At 48.0% G+C, this 19,310-nt stretch carries 14 protein-coding genes and 1 pseudogene; 7 read left to right on the top strand and 8 right to left on the bottom strand.

Annotation, left to right across the window (positions count from 1 at the left end; all coding sequences use genetic code 11):
• Position 1: 1 nt before the first annotated feature.
• From OGX89_RS08030 to OGX89_RS08040, 3 genes are read left to right on the top strand one after another with little or no spacing between them, the layout of a single operon-like run.
• On the top strand, positions 2–1,114 hold the full coding sequence (locus OGX89_RS08030; RefSeq protein WP_125112804.1) for a glycosyltransferase family 4 protein: 1,113 nt from the start codon (positions 2–4) through the stop codon (positions 1,112–1,114).
• Positions 1,115–1,116: 2 nt separating this feature from the next.
• On the top strand, positions 1,117–1,524 hold the full coding sequence (locus OGX89_RS08035) for a hypothetical protein (RefSeq protein WP_003826052.1): 408 nt from the start codon (positions 1,117–1,119) through the stop codon (positions 1,522–1,524).
• A 31-nt stretch (positions 1,525–1,555) separates the two neighbouring features.
• Positions 1,556–2,947 carry a DUF4832 domain-containing protein gene (locus OGX89_RS08040; protein ID WP_125112803.1) on the top strand — a complete coding sequence of 464 codons (1,392 nt, stop codon included), beginning with the start codon at positions 1,556–1,558 and terminating at the stop codon, positions 2,945–2,947.
• Between the two features lie 46 nt (positions 2,948–2,993).
• Here the strand turns inward: OGX89_RS08040 and galE are convergent, their stop codons facing one another.
• From galE to OGX89_RS08075, 7 genes are all read right to left on the bottom strand, one after another.
• Entirely contained in the window at positions 2,994–4,010 is a 1,017-nt protein-coding gene (gene galE / locus OGX89_RS08045) for a UDP-glucose 4-epimerase GalE (protein ID WP_003826055.1), read from the bottom strand.
• Positions 4,011–4,077: 67 nt separating this feature from the next.
• Complete coding sequence (locus OGX89_RS08050) at positions 4,078–5,016, bottom strand: glucosamine inositolphosphorylceramide transferase family protein (protein WP_003826057.1); 939 nt, start codon at positions 5,014–5,016, stop codon at positions 4,078–4,080.
• A 206-nt stretch (positions 5,017–5,222) separates the two neighbouring features.
• Positions 5,223–5,858, bottom strand: a complete 636-nt coding sequence (locus OGX89_RS08055) for a carbonic anhydrase (protein WP_003826059.1) — start codon at positions 5,856–5,858, stop codon at positions 5,223–5,225.
• A 154-nt stretch (positions 5,859–6,012) separates the two neighbouring features.
• Positions 6,013–7,185: a MalY/PatB family protein gene (locus OGX89_RS08060; RefSeq protein ID WP_125112802.1), complete on the bottom strand. Its 1,173-nt coding sequence runs from the start codon at positions 7,183–7,185 to the stop codon at positions 6,013–6,015.
• A 122-nt stretch (positions 7,186–7,307) separates the two neighbouring features.
• Positions 7,308–8,768 (bottom strand): Na+/H+ antiporter NhaC, encoded by a 1,461-nt coding sequence (gene nhaC, locus OGX89_RS08065; RefSeq protein ID WP_032944663.1) that lies wholly within the window; start codon positions 8,766–8,768, stop codon positions 7,308–7,310.
• A gap of 192 nt (positions 8,769–8,960) precedes the next feature.
• Positions 8,961–9,899, bottom strand: a complete 939-nt coding sequence (gene melR / locus OGX89_RS08070; protein ID WP_003826064.1) for a transcriptional regulator MelR — start codon at positions 9,897–9,899, stop codon at positions 8,961–8,963.
• A 344-nt stretch (positions 9,900–10,243) separates the two neighbouring features.
• The gene (locus OGX89_RS08075) at positions 10,244–11,992 is read right to left on the bottom strand and encodes a sigma-54 interaction domain-containing protein (RefSeq protein ID WP_279892473.1); all 1,749 of its coding nucleotides are present in this window, start codon (positions 11,990–11,992) and stop codon (positions 10,244–10,246) included.
• A gap of 381 nt (positions 11,993–12,373) precedes the next feature.
• Here OGX89_RS08075 and dpaL point away from each other — a divergent pair, with 381 nt between their 5' ends.
• The 4 genes and pseudogenes from dpaL to OGX89_RS08100 all read left to right on the top strand — a co-directional run bounded on the left by dpaL (position 12,374) and on the right by OGX89_RS08100 (position 17,829).
• Positions 12,374–13,588, top strand: a complete 1,215-nt coding sequence (gene dpaL / locus OGX89_RS08080; RefSeq protein WP_020996285.1) for a diaminopropionate ammonia-lyase — start codon at positions 12,374–12,376, stop codon at positions 13,586–13,588.
• Between the two features lie 32 nt (positions 13,589–13,620).
• A pseudogene (locus OGX89_RS08085) lies at positions 13,621–14,804 on the top strand (YgeY family selenium metabolism-linked hydrolase).
• Between the two features lie 67 nt (positions 14,805–14,871).
• Positions 14,872–16,464: an N-acyl-D-amino-acid deacylase family protein gene (locus OGX89_RS08095; RefSeq protein ID WP_008785573.1), complete on the top strand. Its 1,593-nt coding sequence runs from the start codon at positions 14,872–14,874 to the stop codon at positions 16,462–16,464.
• Positions 16,465–16,542: 78 nt separating this feature from the next.
• Positions 16,543–17,829: an MFS transporter gene (locus OGX89_RS08100; protein ID WP_003826074.1), complete on the top strand. Its 1,287-nt coding sequence runs from the start codon at positions 16,543–16,545 to the stop codon at positions 17,827–17,829.
• Positions 17,830–17,919: 90 nt separating this feature from the next.
• On the opposite strand, the gene OGX89_RS08105 is transcribed toward OGX89_RS08100, so the two are convergent.
• A complete protein-coding gene (locus OGX89_RS08105) occupies positions 17,920–19,092 on the bottom strand; it encodes a hypothetical protein (RefSeq protein ID WP_126956682.1) in 1,173 nt (390 codons plus the stop codon).
• Between the last annotated feature and the right edge of the window lie 218 nt (positions 19,093–19,310).

Below are 19,310 nucleotides of genomic sequence, written 5' to 3' on the forward strand. Positions count from 1 at the left end.
TATGAGTAAAAAAATAACGGTTTTTGGAACGCGTGGTATTCCCGATGTATTGGGTGGTGTGGAGACACACTGTCAGAATCTTTATCCTGCCATTAAACGGCAGTTCGACGTGGATATTTGCGTGATCGCTCGCTCGCCATATGTAAATTACAAACTATCGGTATATAAAAAAGTCGAAACCTACGCGCTGTGGGCACCCAAAAAGCGCTCGCTGGAAGCTATTGTCCATTCCGTTATAGCGGCGTTTAGGACACGTATCGACCATTCGGATATTGTGCATGTCCATGCTATCGGCCCTGGCCTTGTGATCCCACTCTTACGCGTGATGGGTAAAAAGGTGGTTTTTACCCACCACGGGCCCGATTACGATCGGCAGAAATGGGGATATGTAGCCAAAAAAATATTGTTGCTGGGTGAGCGTTGGGCGGTGAGATATGCCAACGAGGTGATTGTGATTTCTGAAGTTATTAATCAACTGATCCAGAAAAAACACGGTCGCTATGATGCGCATTTAATTCACAATGGCGTGAACGAGCCGCGGTTATTATCACAGCTCACCATCGACAATACGCTCTCCCGCTTTGGGCTGCAGCCGAAAAACTACCTCGTGGTGGTTGGGCGGTTTGTGGAAGAAAAAGGGATGCATGATGCCATCGCCGCTTATCAACACAGTGGTTTGACCATACCGTTAGTACTAATTGGCGATGCGGATCATCCGACCGAATACAGCGTGCGCCTCAAAAAGCTTGCCGCCGACACGCCAGGTGTTGTGATGACTGGTTTTTTACGTGGTGACGAACTTCAGGCGGTGTTTTCGCAGGCTAAATTGTTTGTGATGCCCTCATACCATGAAGGATTGCCCATTGCGCTGCTGGAGGCAATGTCATTTTCTCTTCCGGCCGTCGTCAGTGATATTCCGGCTAACCTTGAAGTTCAACTGCCCGCCGAGGCCTATTTTAAGGTGGGTGATGTAACCGGTCTGGCTGAAAAATTAGGCCAAGGGGCAACAGCAAATAGCGTGGACTATGGTGTATATTTGCAAAACTACAATTGGCATGAAATCGCCAAAAAGACGGTTAACGTCTACCACTCCATTGATAAAGATATAGGTTAATTTTGACCAGTCCTCAAAATCGTCCTCCTGCCATCGAACGGTTTTACGCTCACCTTGATGAGCGGATAGCGGAGGAATTGACCCCTGAACAAAAAGAAGGGGTGGAAAAAGCGCTCCTTGCTACAACCCTGACTTCGCGGCATCAGATCGATATTCGCAGAAGCTTTCCTTTTTTCAGCAAGCGTTATTATCTGGTTTTTTTGTTTGGCAGAGATTTACGCCGCCAGCATCGCCAGGAATCAACCCTGTCGAGAATGTTGCTCACTTTTTTGCTGCTGATTGCCGTGCTATTCGTCACCTGCTGCATATTGCTGACGCTGTATATGATCAAATCCGCGTTAGGTATTGATGTGTTCCAAAATTTTCACGTAGGTATCTGGGACTGGTGGTTAAGTCTGAAAGACCGCTAGCGTTAACAAATTGGTGGAGGACGTCTTTGCGATGAAGCGTAAATGGGTTTGTGCGTTGTTGTGCATGTTTTTCCCGCTGACGGTTATGGCCGCATTGACGACCGTTACCCCCAAAGCATTGACGGGCCCGTTAACCAATCCGGGGATTGGCGTGGCAAGTTTTCATCAGGGATACGGTGAAACGCTGGGGCTGGCGGACTATCCCAATACCGGATTTGAATACGAGCGTTTTTACTGGCGGGATCTGGAGCCAGTCGAAGGCCAGTACAATTTTGCGTTGGTGGATGATGCCTTTAAATACGCGGCGGCACATCGCCCTGCGATGAATGTCGGGCTACGCTTTATGGCTCTGGCAGAGCCGGAAAGCGGTTCGCAAATTCCTGACTGGCTGATTAAAAAAGGCGTGAAAGGAACCTGGACGCCGGATAAAAAGACATTTGCCCCGGATTTAGACGATCCTCTGTTTATTCAATACAGTCAGCGTCTGTTGAACGCATTTGGTAAGCGCTACGATGGTAATGAGAATCTCGCGTTTGTTGATATTGGCATGGTGGGATCGTGGGGAGAATGGCATAACAGCAACTTCCCGAACCTGAAGCCATTACTGGAGCGATACACCACGGCGCAACTGGATCGCTACGTCGCGATGCACTTTTCTGCTTTTCCAGTGACGCCAAAAACCATGCTGATAAGCGGCGGTCAAAGTCTGGCGAATGCGGTGGCGCGTGGGGCAGGATGGCGTGCGGACTGTTGGGGAGACCTACGCGTATTTTCAGACTCCTGGAACCATATGGCTGATGATTACCCGCAGCGATTGCTGGCTGCACAGCAGAGTTATTCAGGGTTCAACGACGCCTGGAAACGTGCGCCGGTGAGTCTGGAGATCTGCTCGTATATGCAGGACTGGAAGAACACCTTTCACTATACACGTGCTGAAGTGCAGGGGATTTTTGACTGGGCGGTCAAGCAGCACGCCAGTACCATTAACCTGAAATCGAGAACGATTCCCAGCGACTATCGACCGATGGTCGACGATGCGCTGACCAAATTGGGCTATCGATTTCGCCTTGCGTCCCTGAGTCATGAGCCCGTGTGGGATAGCGGACAAACGCTGACATTAAACAGTACCTGGTACAATGAGGGTATCGCACCGATTTATCTGCCTTACATGCTGGCATTCCGGGTCGTAGACAGCGCCAATAAGGCGGTGGCACAGGGGAATTCCGCGGAGGATATTCGCCGCTGGCTCCCCGGTAAGTATCAGGTCAGTTATGCGTTATCTATGCCAGGCCGACTGGCGAAAGGGCAATACGCGATTGAGGTTGCGATGCTGGATAAGTCAGGGGCGGCGAGAATTAACTTTGCCAATGAAGGGAAGCAGAGCAGCGGCTGGTACCGGGTGTCAACAATAACGGTACGCTAGTCAGACACAGCAGCGAGCCTGACGGTCAGGCTCGCTGCTGAGAACATTAAATTTGATACCCATTCGGGTTATTTTTTTGCCAGTTCCAGGTGTCACGCATCATTTCATCAAGGTTGTAGATGGCCTTCCAACCTAGCTCTTTGTATGCCAGCGATGGGTCAGACCAACATTCGGCAATATCTCCGGGTCTTCTGGCGACAAACTGATAGTTTATTTTTGTCTGCGCCGCTTTTTCAAACGCCTCAATCAGATTAATTACGGAATAACCGACACCGGTACCGAGATTAATCACTTTGTAAGCCGCGCCTTTGTTCTGGCAATCCAGCGCGGCTAAATGACCGGTCGCCAGATCCATGACGTGAATATAATCACGCACACCGGTACCATCAGGGGTTGGATAATCATTACCGTACACCGACACGGTTTCCAGCTTACCAATCGCGACCTGGGAGATATACGGAACCAGGTTATTAGGGATACCGTTAGGATCTTCACCAATCCGACCTGATGGATGGGCGCCAACCGGGTTGAAATAGCGCAGACAGGTAATGCGAAAATCGGGTTGTGCACGTGAGAAATCGGCCAGAATTTGTTCGACCATCAACTTAGACGTGCCGTACGGATTAGTGGTACCACCCGTGCGTGATTGCTCGCTCAGCGGTACGCTTTCTGGATTACCATATACCGTGGCAGATGAGCTAAAAATGAAACGATTAACGCCAGCGGCCAGCATCTCATCCAGTAAAACCAGCGTTCCGGTAACGTTGTTTTCATAGTAGGCGAGGGGCTCTTTTATCGACTCTGAAACTGATTTGAGTCCCGCAAAATGAATGACATCGGTGATGTTATGGTCGGCGAAAATGTTTTTTAATGCCTGCCTGTCGAGAACATCGGCGATATAGACAATGGGCTCTCTTCCGGTGAGTTCCGCGACCCTGTCCAGCGAGATTCTGCTGGCGTTCGCCAGATTATCGATGACTACGACATCATCGCCTCTTTCCAGTAGCGTTAACACAGTATGTGAACCAATATAACCTGCACCACCAGTGACAAGAATTGCCATACAGACTCCAGAAAAATGCTATAAACCCGAGCGATTTTCTACCAATGCCACCCGAGAATCCAGTGAATCAGTTATTTTGCCGGGTAAGGTAAGTGTTTCTGTATTTTATCATACATTTATATGCTATTTTTTTAAAGATTGCCAACAGACTGAACTTATTAACTTTTGTATCATAAACAATATAGTTATTTGAGAAGTTCAGCGTGTGGACGCCGTCACTGTGGTTGATCGACGAATTGATTTGTTCGATCAGAGTTTCAGCAAAATTAGTGTCGTTTAGTGTCACTAATTCTTTGATATATATTGATTTTCCATAAGTTTCAGGCGTGCACTCCTGTGTAAGGAAGTACATTTTATTTTCGACCTGATAGGAGGCACCTGCACCTCGATGATGGGGATTGCTCACCTTCAATGAGGGGGTAATCCGCTGCCATTGTCCATAAATATGATCTGCTGAATGAATAATTATTTCGTTATCCATCGTGGTGGACAACAGATAACAGGTTTCATTAATTGAGATAAATACGTTGTCGGTTAATTGGGTATCAGAGATTAAAACTTTAACTTGCTTCCAGCGTGCAGGGAACTCAATTGACTGAAACAGTATTACCTCTTTTCTTTCTGAAGACTCGGGGATCATGAACAGTTGATCGTTGATATGTATCAGATAAGGGAATGACAAATGACACTGTAAGTCGTCAAAGCCTTCAAGCCTAATATCTTCAAGTTCAACCAGTTCACGGTCAAGAACGCGACATCGTAGCGTGCCTTTTGAGTTGCGAAAGCTAAGAGCTTCATAGAAAACATACAGTTTATCGCCTTTTTCAATCAGAAAAGGATCGGCCTGAAATGTATATTTCTTTTTTAACTGCTGCGCAGTGGATTTGCTTAATATCTCCAGAGTGTTGTCGGGGAATGAGTGTGTACCATTATCCTTAATAAGCATGATGTCCCACGACTCATGATAAAATAACTTATCCATTATTCTTTTTATTTTTGTTTGCATTTGCACCTGATCCTTTTTATCGCCAGCACCATGTATGAACAGCTGTTTGCGACTCAGTGAATGAGCCTGTCGCAATGTTGTATAAATGTGCGAAAACCGATGTGGAACACCAGTGGCTACTTTAAAACTAGTCGCAAGCCCGTTTTTTGTCCACTAACAGAAATAGGGAGAGGAGATGTCCAGAGCATCCTTGCTCCAGTGGGGAATTACTCGAAATGCACCTGCGGGTTATCTGCAAGGGAAACGTAGGTTTTGCTGTTTTTATCCAGGGTACGGATTTCACCGCTTTCGATGTCATACACCCAACCGTGCAGACGAAGCGCATTATTGCGCAGCCCAACCGCGACACAAGGATGCGTTTTAATGTTGTTAAGCTGTGCGATAACGTTCTCTTCCACCATGGCATTAACTTTATCGATTGGGTTATCCCAGGTTTTTTTATCGACCACGGCTTTCGCGGCATCGGCATAGTGCAGCCAGTGAGCGACAGCGGGCATCGGATCCAGGGGCTGGCTATCGGCAATGGCTTTCATCGCGCCACAATTGGAGTGACCGCAGATGACGATATCCGTTACGCCAAGTGCGACAACCGCGTATTCGATGGTTGCGGATACACCACCCGGCTCCGGACCAAATGACGGTACGATATTACCGGCGTTGCGGATAACGAAAAGCTGTCCTGGATCTTGCTGAGTAACGAGTTCTGGTACCAGGCGGCTATCGGAACAGGAGATGAAAAGTGCCTTAGGATTCTGGCTGGATGCCAGGCTGCGGAAGAGTTCCTTGCGTTGAGGGAAAATCTCTTTTTGGAAGTTGAGGAAGCCCTCGATGATATGTTGCATAGCAGTGTCTCTTGTCTCTGTTTAAGCAGGTTATGATGAAGATCACACTTTCCAGTTTAACACCAGCCGACAGAAGGGAAAGACTTTATAGCAGTTCAGCAACATCTTTGGATAATTTTGCCCCACCGTGGCAGGGCAAATCGTGTGATGTACGCTATGCGTTTTGCCATTTCTGGTATGCCGCTTTTAGCCGGTTCATCGCTTCTACCAGTACCGGGCGTGGGCAGCCAACGTTGAGTCTCATGTGCCCCTCTCCACCGGGACCATATTGCGCCCCAGGTGATAGGCCAAGCCTGGCGTCATGCACAAAAAAAGCGCTTAGCTGCTCATCGCTGAGATCCATTTTTTCCGCATTCAGAAACAGAAGATACGACGCGCCGCCATACACAATGGAAATCAAGGGACAGTACTTTTCGATTTCACTTTTTACAAACGCTACATTGTCGGCCAGATAGGTCAATAATTTCTGGTGCCAGTCGGCGCAATGAGTAAAGGCGCTGTAAATGGCCGCCTGCTGCAATGAATGGGTCTCTGCAAGGTAGCAGTTATCCAGAAAGTGGTAGAACTGATGGCGTAATTCATCATTCTTAATAATGGCGATTCCGCCCTGGATCGCCGCCGTATTGAAGGTCTTGCTGATGGAAGTAAGCACGATTGACCGACTATCTGGCGCTTCATCAACAGTAAAAAACGGCAAATGGCGCTTTCCTGGCAGGGTTAAATCACTGTGCACTTCATCAGACAGAATGATGACCCCAGCCTGCTGGCAATAGTGGCTTATTTTTTCCAACGTTTCCCGCGACCACACCATTCCACCTGGATTATGCGGTGAAGGGAACAAAAACATTTTGCACTGCTTGAGTTTCTCGCTGAAATCATGCCAGTCAAATTCATAGTGCCCGTTTTTCTCAATGAGGCGCGTCTGAATCAAATTCCTGCCGCTGGTGTTTACCAGATTAGGATAGGGATCATAGATTGGCGTACAGGTTAAAATATTATCGCCTGGACGGGTAAGCGCCATTAAAGAGAGTACGATAGTTTTTATAACACCGGGAATAAAATGTAACCAGTGTGCCTTGATATCGGCATCATACTGTTGTGCATACCAATGAATAACAGATTCTTTCCATTGTGGATAATCCAGGTTATAGCCTTGCACAGGCTGCGATACCACCGAACGCAGCGTGCTCATGATTGGCTCTGGTGTCGCAAAATCCATATCTGCAATCCACAGCGGTAATACATCGGTGGTACCGTACATCTGTTGTAATTGCCCGTATTTGCGACAATTAACATCCCTTGTGACAATATCATCAAACAAAGACATTGTTGACTCCTGGAAGTCTCTGAAAATAGTGTAAGCAACGCAAAAGCGAAGAATGTTTATGTATATCTAATGGATATATTTAATTTACCCTGGTGATAGCTAAGATTTAGCTATTTAGTAGTTTATGATTTTTGCTCAACCATATTCTCAGTGGCTTCATTGGGCTCATATTTAGCAATGCCAATACCGGTTGCCGCCCACAGTAGGGCAAAGATGACGCCGCTGTAACAGAGGATTGCCCAGGGCAAGTAATCAAGCGTGGCAACGCCCAGCATAGTGGCGCAATAAACGCCTGAGGCAGACCAGGGGATAATCGGTTCGACAACGGTTCCGGCATCTTCAGTGGTTCGTGAGAGGTTTTTTGCCGCAAGACCTCGTTTTTTGTACTCCTCTTTAAAGGCATCACCGCACAGCAGCAACGGTAAGGTCCCATTTGCCGTGCAGGCACAGATGGTAAATGTCGTCACAATCGTGGTAGCCACCAGGCGGAATGTGGATTTAACGCCTTTTGTCAGCGCGTTTATCACGGTGTGCAGAGAGCCTGTCGCACTCATTGCCCCGGCAAAGCTAAAGGCGCTGAAAACGGTAACGAAGCTGCTAAACATTGAAATAGCGCCGCCTCGCTCCAGTAAGCGGGAAACATCGGAAGACAGTGTCGGCAGATTATCTCCGGTAAGCATTGCGAGCTTAAAGCCACTGACAACGGATTCGCCGACAGAGGATGCCGTGAATTGCTGAAAGACTAACGCCAAAATCATTGAGACTATCGTAGATAAAAAGAGCATCGGAATGGGCGGTCTTTTTGACAGTGAGCCATATAAAACGATGATCGGCGGGAGTAGCAGCAGAATATTAAAGTGATAAATCTGACCAATAGAATTCATCAAGTTGGTAATGTTTTCTGGCGCGCTGGACGAGGCATCAATGCCCATGCCCATATAGCTGTAAACGACGCAGCAAATAATAAAACCCGGGCCGGTAGTCCACAGCAGGTGGCCGATATGCGAGTACAGGTTTACCCCGGCAGCCAGTGCAGCCATGTTGGTTGAATCAGAAACCGGTGAGAGCTTATCACCAAACCAGCAGCCTGAAACAATAGCACCAGCGGCAATGGGCAGCGAGACATTCAGACCAATCGCTACGCCAATCATGGCAATACCAACGGTCCCGATAGAACCCCAGGAGGTACCGGTGCATACTGAGATCAGTGCTCCCAGCATAAATGCCGAAATATAGAAATACTGCGGATTAATCCACTTCAGACCATAATAAATCATCATTGGAATAGTGCCTGACACCATCCATGCGCCAATTAAGAAACCGATACTGGCGACGATTAATATGACCGGCAGCGCTTCAGATATTTTATTGCAAATAGATTGTAGAATGTCATCCCATGTATAGCCGTGAGCGATGGCGATAAATGAGGCGGTTGCCGTTCCCATCAGGATCATGGGCTCAGCTCGAATATTGAAGATAAAATATCCGATACTAATCCCGCCCAGCATGACTACCATGGGTAAAACTGACCAAAAGAAAGACAATGGCTTTCTGTTGTTGGCGGTGCAGTTATTTAATTCCATAATTCCATCCCAATCGTTAATGGTTGAACACGTCAAATAAATACCTGCTACAGGTCACTCATGTCTGAGCAACATAGTTGCCAGAGTTCATGGCTGAACCCTATTTTATTAACTGCTGCAGATTATCTTTTTTGACCTGCTATTCTGGTGCTTATATTTAGTAGTAAGGTAAGAGAACGTTTGGTGAATAAATTACCCCTCGGCATAAGGTGAATGATGTCGGCGTTGTTGACTCAATTTTCGATACTGCTGTGGCGGCATGCCGACGTATTTATGGAACGAGCTGTAAAATCGACTGCTAGAGCGAAAACCTGCAATTGTAGCGATATCCAGAATTGTTTTATCCGTATCGCTGAGTAAAGCCCGCACATGGTTAATGCGCATCGCGGTAATATACTGTTTCATCGTCAGTTGCATCACCCGATGAAAAATACCCATCGCATAATTGGGATTGAGCTTAACGTGTTCGGCAATAGCATCAACCGTAAGCTGTTTGTCGCAGTTGGCGGCAATAAACTCCAGCATCTGGCTGACGTAAAACTGTGAATGTCGTGAAATACTGTTTTTCTGGGTGCGCGACGTTTTGTTACCCAGTACCGGCCGCCAGCCAGCGAGGCTAAAGCGCTTGAGCATTAGCGCGATTTCATCAATGGCTAACTGGCGAATTTGTTCGTTATCGCTATTGAGTTCATTCTGCCAACGCTGTACTTCAAACGCGCTCAGCTGCTGTGAAGCCAACGAAGTAATCACCATCCCGTGGGTTACGTGATTAATCAGCTCCCTGTCCAGCGGCCAGGATAAAAACAGATGCATCGGTAAGTTGAAGATGGCCATCTGTTTACAGTGCCCGGCATCCGTGAGTTGATGGGGAGTACAGGCCCAGAACAAGGTGATAAAACCCTGTTTGCTCTTCACCACTTCGTCATTAAAGAGATACTCCACATCACCATCAAACGGTACGTTCACCTCAACCTGGCCATGCCAGTGGCTGTAGGTCATAGCCAGCGGCGCCCGCAGTTCGACATCCATACGCTGATACTCGGAATAGAGCGCCAGCGGACTTCGCGACTTTTTCTCATAGCTGCGACACATATGTGGGTCGAGCGGCAGCTGCGGGGTACTTTTTGCCATTATGGTTGGGTTCCTGGATAGTGATTCCGGCCATGGGGTAACACCAAAGCATGAACATAGCTTAACCGAAAAAAAACGTCGTTTTCTCTCCATTTTCGCGAAGTTATTCCCAAAAACTCAGATCCTGTGCCTGTCGCTTGCCGATCTGAGATATCGGGAATGGTGAGCTTTAATCTTAAAAGCGCTCAATCATAAGGGACTTTGCAGTACCTGACGGATGCGGCGCGGGTACCTTATCTGGGCCTACTAAAGCCTGTAAGCCGTAGGCCTTATAAGCGAAGCGCCATCAGGCATTGATGACCAGTAGCTTGCATCATGCGGACTTTATCGTTAGAGGGGGAGGCTCACAAACCGTACAGTTTTATTTTTCTATAGAGCGTGGCAATGCTGATCCCCAGTTCTGTCGCGGCTTGTTTTTTTCCCTCAACGCTTGAGCCGAATCGCTGGATGACGTTTTCGATAGCTTCCCTTTCCGCCTGTTTTCCTTTGCTGGCAAGCTGACGGGGTTGCGCGGCCATCGTCGTTTTTCTACCGTCAGCGGCGGTGAGCAGGTAGGGGGGAAGATGGCTGGCGTTGATCCCGGCGGCTTCTCCGCGCATCACAAAAATGTATTCGATCACGTTGCGTAATTCACGAATGTTGCCCGGCCAGTGCCAGGCATAAAGGCGGTTAATAACGTCATCAGGCAGTTTTTGCGGTGGTCGCTGGTAACTGACCGAGAACTCATCGGCAAAATACTGTGCGAGGACCGCGATATCAGCCCGGCGTTCACGCAGGGAAGGAAGTACCAGAGGGACCACGTTCAGGCGATAGAAAAGATCTTCGCGAAACTGATTATTCTCCACCATCGCATTAATGTTTTTGTTGGTCGCGGCAATAATGCGCACATCAATATTGATGGTGTTATTTGAGCCAACGCGGGTGATCGCCTTTTCCTGCAAGACCCTGAGCAGCTTGGCCTGCAGGTGCAACGGCATATCGCCAATTTCATCCAGAAACAGGCTGCCGCCGTTGGCCAGTTCAAATTTTCCCATTCGTCCTTTGGGATCGGCCCCGCTGAATGCGCCGCGAACATAACCAAACAGTTCGCTTTCCAGCAGTTGTTCGGGGATAGCCGCGCAGTTGATTGTCACGAAAGGCGCGGTTTTACGTGGACTGCTTTGGTGAATGGCAAAAGCCACGACCTCTTTCCCCGAGCCACTTTCCCCGGTGATGAGCACGCTGGCGTAACTGTTGGCGATTTTACCGATGGTGCTTCTGAGTTGCTCCATTGAGGGAGAGTGACCAATCAGTCGCACCTGCATGTCGGACTCATAAGGGGATGGAGTAAGGTTACTCAGGTAGTCGTGGGCATCACGAAAGATAACCATGGTTAAGCGATCGTTTTCCTGCGAGGAGAGCGAAATTTGTTTGCACAGTACATGATGTTTCTGACCTTCAAGCGTCAGCCACGCTTCTCCATCGCCATACAGGCTATCCCCGGTTGTTTCAATGGTCAGTGGTAATCCCTGAACCTCACGGTTGAGGATGCGATCGGCTGAATGATTGGCATGCCAGATAAGCCCCTTGCCATCAATCGCCACCACGCCGCGGTCCATAGCATCGATCAGACGCCGAAATGCGCCAAGCGTTTCCTGCGCGCGTAAACGCTCCAGGCATTCAAAGACCTTACTGGAGATCATTACGGCGATTTGCTCAATAAAGGTGACAAATTTATCAATCTGGCTCAGTAACGTGTCACGCTGTGCCTGGGTTGAGCAAATAATCCCGATCACGCCAATCACGCGATTATTGAGAAAAATTGGTGCGTTCAAATCCAGCATTTCAGAACAGTAGTGGTGTTTTTCACATAACTGACACAGCGGATGCTCGCCGGGATTTTTGATCAGTACCGTTTCTCGCACCTGCAATACGTGACGATAGATGTAGCCATTTTTGGCCACGTTCTCATTGAGCATATGCCGGTATTTCCCGGTACCCGCGATGCGCATTAAAGATTCATCAATGATTTCAACGTCCGTGCCCGTTATGCCAGAAATAGCGTCGGCATAATTGCATATATCATCCTGAATATTGCTGAGTACTGAAATCATGGTACTTCTCCGGCAGTGTGTCGCATTTCTCAAGGAAAATGATAAATAGGCGAAGCAATGCAAAAATGATTTGCGAAAAATCAATCTATCACGCTGTTTTTGGATGTTTTTCTTATTTTATCTTCAGCGATCACACTATTTATCAATAATGAGAATTTATCAAAATGAGGCGATAAACTGACGCAGTGATTTTTTTTGGTGTCAATTTTTAATTCTATTTAATTCATTGAAATCAAAGCCTTTATTAAAATTATTTTAAGAATTTACTCAATTTATAAAAAGCTGGTAAGCATTTTGCTCTATTGCCAATACCGATAACGGAAATATCTCTGTATTGCACCGATTACAGGGAATGAAATACCAGGACAATGAGGTTTTATGATGCAGGAAAACTTATCATTTTTTATTAACCAGACACCGTTTACCGAACATCCGAATGCGCCGTTGGCACCGTTTAGCCGCCAGGAACTGGTAAAAGCGTTGAATTTTCATCGGTCTATTCCGGGCTACGCGCCGACGCCGCTGTATACGCTACCGGCGCTTTCACAAAAACTGGGCGTAAAAAATATCTACCTCAAAGATGAATCTCAGCGTTTTGGCCTGAAAGCCTTTAAAGCGCTGGGTGGCTCCTATGCGATGGCGTGCCATATCGCTGAATTAGTTGGTAAGGATATCAGCGAACTGCCGTTTGACGTGATGACCAGTGAAGAGGTACGCCACGATCTGCAAACCGTCACGTTTGCCACCACTACTGATGGCAACCACGGTCGCGGCGTGGCATGGATGGCGCGCCAACTGAAGCAAAACGCCGTGGTGTATATGCCGAAGGGCTCTTCGCAGCAACGTCTGACCTCTATCCGTAACGAAGGCGCTACCGCTGAGATCGTCGATATGAACTATGACGATGCGGTTCGTATGACCGCAGAGCAGGCCGAAAAGTACGGCTGGATTGTGGTGCAGGATACCGCTTGGGAAGGATACGAAAAGATCCCGCAGTGGATTATGCAGGGCTACGGCACGCTGATGCTGGAGGCGATAGATCAGCTGCATCAGGTTGCGCCGACGCACATTTTTGTGCAGGCAGGCGTCGGCTCGTTTGCCGGAATGGTTCAGGGAATGGTGACGGCAGCCTGGGGGGAGAATCGCCCGAAAGTGATCGTCGCCGAAGCGTTAATTGCCGATTGCCTCTACCGCTCAGCCCGTTCGAAAGAGGGAGATGCCATTGCGGTGGGAGGTGATTTACAAACCGTGATGGCCGGTCTCGCCTGCGGTGAGGCGAACAGTATCGGCTGGAAACTGCTGCGCGATTATGCCAACGCATTTGCCTCCTGTCCTGATGAAGTTGCAGCGTTGGGCATGCGCATGTTGGGCAACCCGTTGGCAGGCGATCCACAGATTATTTCGGGGGAATCAGGTGCGGTTACTACCGGTCTGCTGGCGCTGCTGATGACCTCGCCTGAACTGGCGCAAACGCGTGAGCAACTGGGGCTGGATGCGCACTCTCGTGTGCTGTTAGTCAGCACCGAAGGGGATACCGACCCGCAACAATATCTGGATATTGTCTGGGGCGGTCAGTACCCGGGCATCAACAAATAATTCCCTGATTGAGAGATATAACGGAGAAACCCATGTTATCTGCAAACCGCATTGAAGAAGTCATTAAAAACTGTCAGGCACTGATCCAACAAAAAAGTTATTCCGGTCAGGAAGGGGAAGTGGTTAATGCCATAAAAACAATGATGCAGCATTACCAATTCGATGACATCCATGTTGATAAGTACGGCAACATTGTTGGCGGCATTGTCGGCAACCAGCCGGGGAAAACGCTGGTTCTCGATGGACATATCGATACCGTGCCGGTGAATGAAGAGAAGTGGTCCCGCAACCCATACGGCGGCGATATTGAAGATGGCAAAATTTATGGTCGCGGCACAACTGACATGAAAGGCGCCGTGGCGGCGATGATCTCCGCCGTGGGCTTTTTCGGTCAAGACAATCAGCGAAATTTTGCCGGGAAAATCTACGTTGCGTGCATTGTGCACGAAGAGTGTTTTGAAGGTATTGCTGCCCGCCTGGTCAGCGAGCGCTATAAGCCAGACTACGTGATCATTGGTGAAGCTTCCGAGTTAAACCTGAAAATTGGTCAGCGTGGCCGTGCTGAGATTGTGGTCGAAACCTTTGGTAAGCCCGCACACTCCGCTAACCCACAGGCGGGGATTAACGCAGTGTACAAAATGGCGCAATTGATCGACAAAATTCGCACGATCACGCCGCCGACGCATCCGGTTCTGGGGCCTGGTATTCTGGAACTGACCGACATTAAATCTTCGCCGTACCCGGAGCCTCGGTGGTACCGGATTACTGTCGCGCAACCTACGATCGCCGTTTGCTGGTGGGTGAAACCAAAGAAAGCGTGATTGCTCCGCTGGAAAATGCGCTTGCTGAACTTATTGCTCAGGATCCGCAGTTTAAGGCCCGAGTGTCCTACGCGGTGGGTCAAGAGTCTTGCTATACCGGCGCCACGATTGAGGGAGAGCGTTTCTTCCCTGGCTGGGTGTACGACGAGTCCGACGAATTCGTGCAGGCAGCGTTGGCGGGCATTCGTGAGGCTGGCTTTAATCCAACCATTACGCAGTACTCATTTTGTACCAACGGCAGCCACTATGCGGGCGAAGCGGGAATCAAAACCATCGGCTTCGGTCCTTCACGAGAAAACCTGGCACACACCATTGATGAGTATATCGAGATCGATCAGTTAACCGGCTCGGCCAGCGGCTATTACAGCATCATCCAGACACTCTATCGCCAATAAAAATAAAGATAACCACCTCTTACCTTACAGGCGGTGTCGCTCAGCAGCACCGCCATGGAGAATAACGATGAAAACCATTTTCAAAAACGGAAATGTAATCGATGGGACGGGCAGTGAAGGCAGAATTGCCGATGTGATGGTTGATGAAGGACGTATTGTCGAAATCGGTCAAATTGAGGTTGGCATCAATGAACAGGTAATTGATGCAACAGGAAAAATTATTTGCCCTGGCTTTATTGATACCCATACGCACTCTGACCTGTCGGCCATTATTAACCCCGCGCTGTCGGCAAAAATTCGTCAGGGTATCACCACCGAACTGTTGGGCCAGGATGGCGTCGCCTTAGCACCGCTACCTGAAGAATATATTCCAGCCTGGCGTAAAAATATCGCCGGACTGGACGGTGACACCGACAAAATTGACTGGAAGTATAAAAATACAGACGGTTATCTCAATCTGCTGGCATCGCGTCATCCGGCGACAAACCTCGCGTATTTAGTTCCTCATGGCAACGTGCGCATGGAAGCGATGGGCCTGGATGGGCGTCCTTCGACCCGTGAAGACGTGGCGAAGATGTGTGAAGTCCTTGAGCGGGAGCTAAAGGCTGGGGCATTTGGACTTTCCACTGGACTTATCTATATGCCTTGCGCCTTTGGTGATACTGCCGAAATGATTGAACTGTGTAAGGTCACGGCGAAATATGACGGGATCTTTGTGGTGCATCAGCGCAGTGAAGCTGACGATATTATCAACTCAACCCAGGAACTGATTGATATCGCCAAAGCCACCGGCGTCTGGCTACATATTTCGCATATGAAGGTTTGCGGCAAGAAAAACTGGGGGCTGATCGACCAGATGCTGGGCATGCTGGAACAGGCGCAGGAAGAGGGAATTCGTATCTCTTTCGACCAGTATCCGTATGTGGCGGGCAGTACGATGCTTGGCGTGATCCTGCCGCCCTGGGTTCACTCCGGTGGTACGGACAAATTACTTGAGCGTCTCGCCTCGCCCGAACTGCGCGCCAAAATGATTGATGATATTCAGCAGGGTATTCCTGGCTGGGATAACTTTATCGATTTTGCCGGCTTGGACCAGATTTTTGTCACCAGCGTGAAAACGGCAAAAAATCAGGATGCTGTCGGTTTGAACCTCGTCCAGTTGGGCGAGCTGCGCGGAAAAGATCCGTATAACGCCACCTTCGATCTGCTCTTTGAAGAGGAAAACGCCGTGGGGATGGTCGACTTCTACGGTACCGAAGAGCACGTGATTAAGTTTCTCTGTCGACCTGAGCAAAACGTCTGTACCGACGGCTTAATGGGGGCAGGCAAACCGCACCCGCGCGTGTTTGGCGCATTCCCTCGCGTACTCGGTAAATATGTCCGTGAAGAGGGATGTCTGAGCTGGGAAGCGGCAATCCGCAAGATGACGGGAAAACCTGCTGAAGTATTGGGTTTGCAGGATCGCGGACTGCTGAAGGTGGGTTATGCAGCGGATATTGTGATGTTCGATCCGAACACAATTACGGATAAAGGCACTTTTGTGGAACCCAATCAGTACCCGGAAGGGATTGAAATTGTCATGGTTAATGGGCGCATTGCCTTAATCAATGGCACGGAAAGTTATGCCTGTAGCGGTACGGTTATTAGAAAACAATATTAATAAATAACGCTAAACACGCATGGATCTATCGCGACTATTTATGGCCGCGGTAGATCACTACACCCTAAGGACATCACAATGAACCTACAAACGTCTTTACCTTCAGGTAAACCCAAGACCTGGAAAGCAAGATATACCGTCCTGACTCTGATCTGGCTGGCGTGGCTGCTCTCTTTTCTCGACAGAATGGTGATGAGCGTTTCGCTCCCTTATATTGGTAAAGATTTAAATCTTGATACGACTCAACAAGGTTTAATTATTAGCGCCTTTTTTATTGGTTATGCTGCGTTTCAAATTCCCGGTGGATTACTGGCAGATAAGTTTGGCTCGCGCAAAATCATGGCCATTGGTATTGCATGGTGGTCTGTGTTCACCAGCTTAACCGGCGCTGTGCTGACGCTGCCGCTGATGTTAGCAGTACGGTTCTTCTTTGGTATCGGTGAGGGATGTTTCCCGTCGGCCTCATGGAAGATGATATCAACCTATTTCCCGTCGAAAGAGCGTGGTCGCGCCACGGCGATTCAGTCAACGGTGAACACCTTAGGCCCAGCGCTGGCGGTAGTTGTGGCGGCAAGCATCATCGGGGCATTTGGCTGGCACATGGTTTTTATCGTGCTGGGTATTCCCGGTCTGTTTATCGCGGCAGGTATCTACTTATTTACGCGTGACAACCCGAAAGATCACCCTGCCATTACGCAGCAAGACCTGGCTGAGCTGGCTGCTGACGATCAGGGGAGCCTGCAAAACACCAGTGCTATCGCGTTTAAAGACGTACTCAAAATGCCGGTGCTCTGGCAAATGGCCAGCATCTGGTTTTTGTTTGATATCACCTTCTGGGGTTTTTCAACCTGGCTGCCAAGCTACCTGATTACCGTACGAGAATTTTCTCTGGCAAAGACCGGTGTCATGGCGGCCATACCTTTCCTGTTCGGGGCAGGCGGAACATTATTAGGCGGTTATTGCTCAGACAAATTCAAACCCCAGCGTAAAACGCTGTATGTCGTAACCTCTGTTATTGCCGCGGGATTCCTGTATCTGACTTTCAGCGTGAGCAGTGCAGATATGGCGGTGGTTTATCAGTGTGTCTCAGCCCTGTTCATGTTCTTTGCCATGGCGACGTTCTGGGGCATTCTGATGGATACGATCCCGAGCAACATCATGGGGCGGGCATCCGGTATTGTTAACTTTGGTGGCCAGATGGCAGGGGTTGTATCAGCGCCGATCATCGGCTGGCTTATCCAAAGCAGCGGCGGAAGCTATAACAGCGCCTTTATCTTTATGATTGCTGCACTGTTGTGCTCAGCTGTCGTTACGCTAACAGTCAAAAGTTCGCACGCAGTGGGGGCGTTGCCCAGTAAAGCCTGATTAATGTTTCTCTCTCTTGTGGCTCTGCTGTTCCAGAGCCACATTAAGGATGACGGAAATAAGTGATTAAGAGCCTATCCCATTAGGCTCTTAGTGGAAACTCAGGAATCGGTTGGAAAGAAATGCAGAGGATCTTTTAATCGTTTTCTCTAAGGAAAACAGTATAGGATTTTGTAAACTACAAAAATGAGATGTTTTGTTATCTCTTTTATCTATAACAGGAAAGGGGTAAAAAACCTTATTTTTAGGGAAGCATTCTGTATAAATGCTCATATGGTTTAATACTTCGCTGTTCAATGGTTTGGCCTTGTTACATATCTCGTTGGCGAATGCACTGCATTTGCTGCAATTACAACGACATGCAGAATAGTCAGTCGAGATGAGGGAATCATTATTGCCAATATTAAATCCTAACTTTCCTCGCCGGATATAAGCATCCATTATTCCACTGGCTTCATATTTTAGCAGTAATCCCTCCCGTTCACTCCGCGTTAAAGATGGCGATAATATATAACTCAGCAACAAGGTGGTTCTTTCATTTATGGATGGATATATATTTAAGTTGTTGATCTGTTTCGTCTTAATGATGAAATAGGACGCGATGACAAAGCCAAGGCATCGAGCGGTGCTCATCTGCAGATCCCAGTTGTCTTTTTGTACGGTATATTCGTATGTTACAGGCATGAGTGAATGTTCGTACGCTAAAAAGTCGGCAATAAACTCCATGGTCCTGATATACGGAAGTTGGTTGCCATTCATCTTGATGTATTGATGTTGGTAACACATCAAATGAACCAATTCATGAAAGAAAACAAAGTTCATAAAAGATCGGGCGGTGTTAAGAGAAACCTCTACTGAATGTATGTCAACGCGATTGGCTATAATGCATAGTGCTGTATCGGCTAAGGCTGTGTGTTTAAATATGGAGGCAAGGTCGAGACTGATGTTTAAGTTGTATGCTCCCGCAACAATAATTACCCATGAATAGAATCTGTGATTAATTGCAATATATGCAATATCTTCGTGGATAACTATCTGGATTAATGGTTCATTTTCGTTCACAAAACCCCATACGGTTTTGTTCACCGGGATGAGTGAGTCTTTACCCAGCCATGCTTCGATCATCAAATCCAGCTCAGTAAATGAGTACCATGTAATATCGGTATCAATATCTTCAGGTGAACACCAGGATTGATAAGGCCATGCGTCAGGCATTGTGTCAGGGAATACAACATTGTTTAATGATTCTCGTATTTGATTCATTTTGCTATACGCCATCAATCAATTGCTTTGCTTACTACCAGAAGCGAAACGTAAGTTGCTGTTCTGGTAACCTATTTTTCTCCTTAGAATGTGAAAGTGGTGCCTTTAACGTTGGCCGGTTTTTCTTCCCGCCAGGTTGTGCCAGTGTACGATCCCTCTGTGTTTACAGTTTCTCCAAAATTCAGGTTAGTAAAATTGTTATCACCCGAAAGTATGAA

This window comes from Citrobacter sp. Cpo103 (assembly GCF_030332605.1).
Lineage (GTDB): Bacteria > Pseudomonadota > Gammaproteobacteria > Enterobacterales > Enterobacteriaceae > Citrobacter > Citrobacter portucalensis.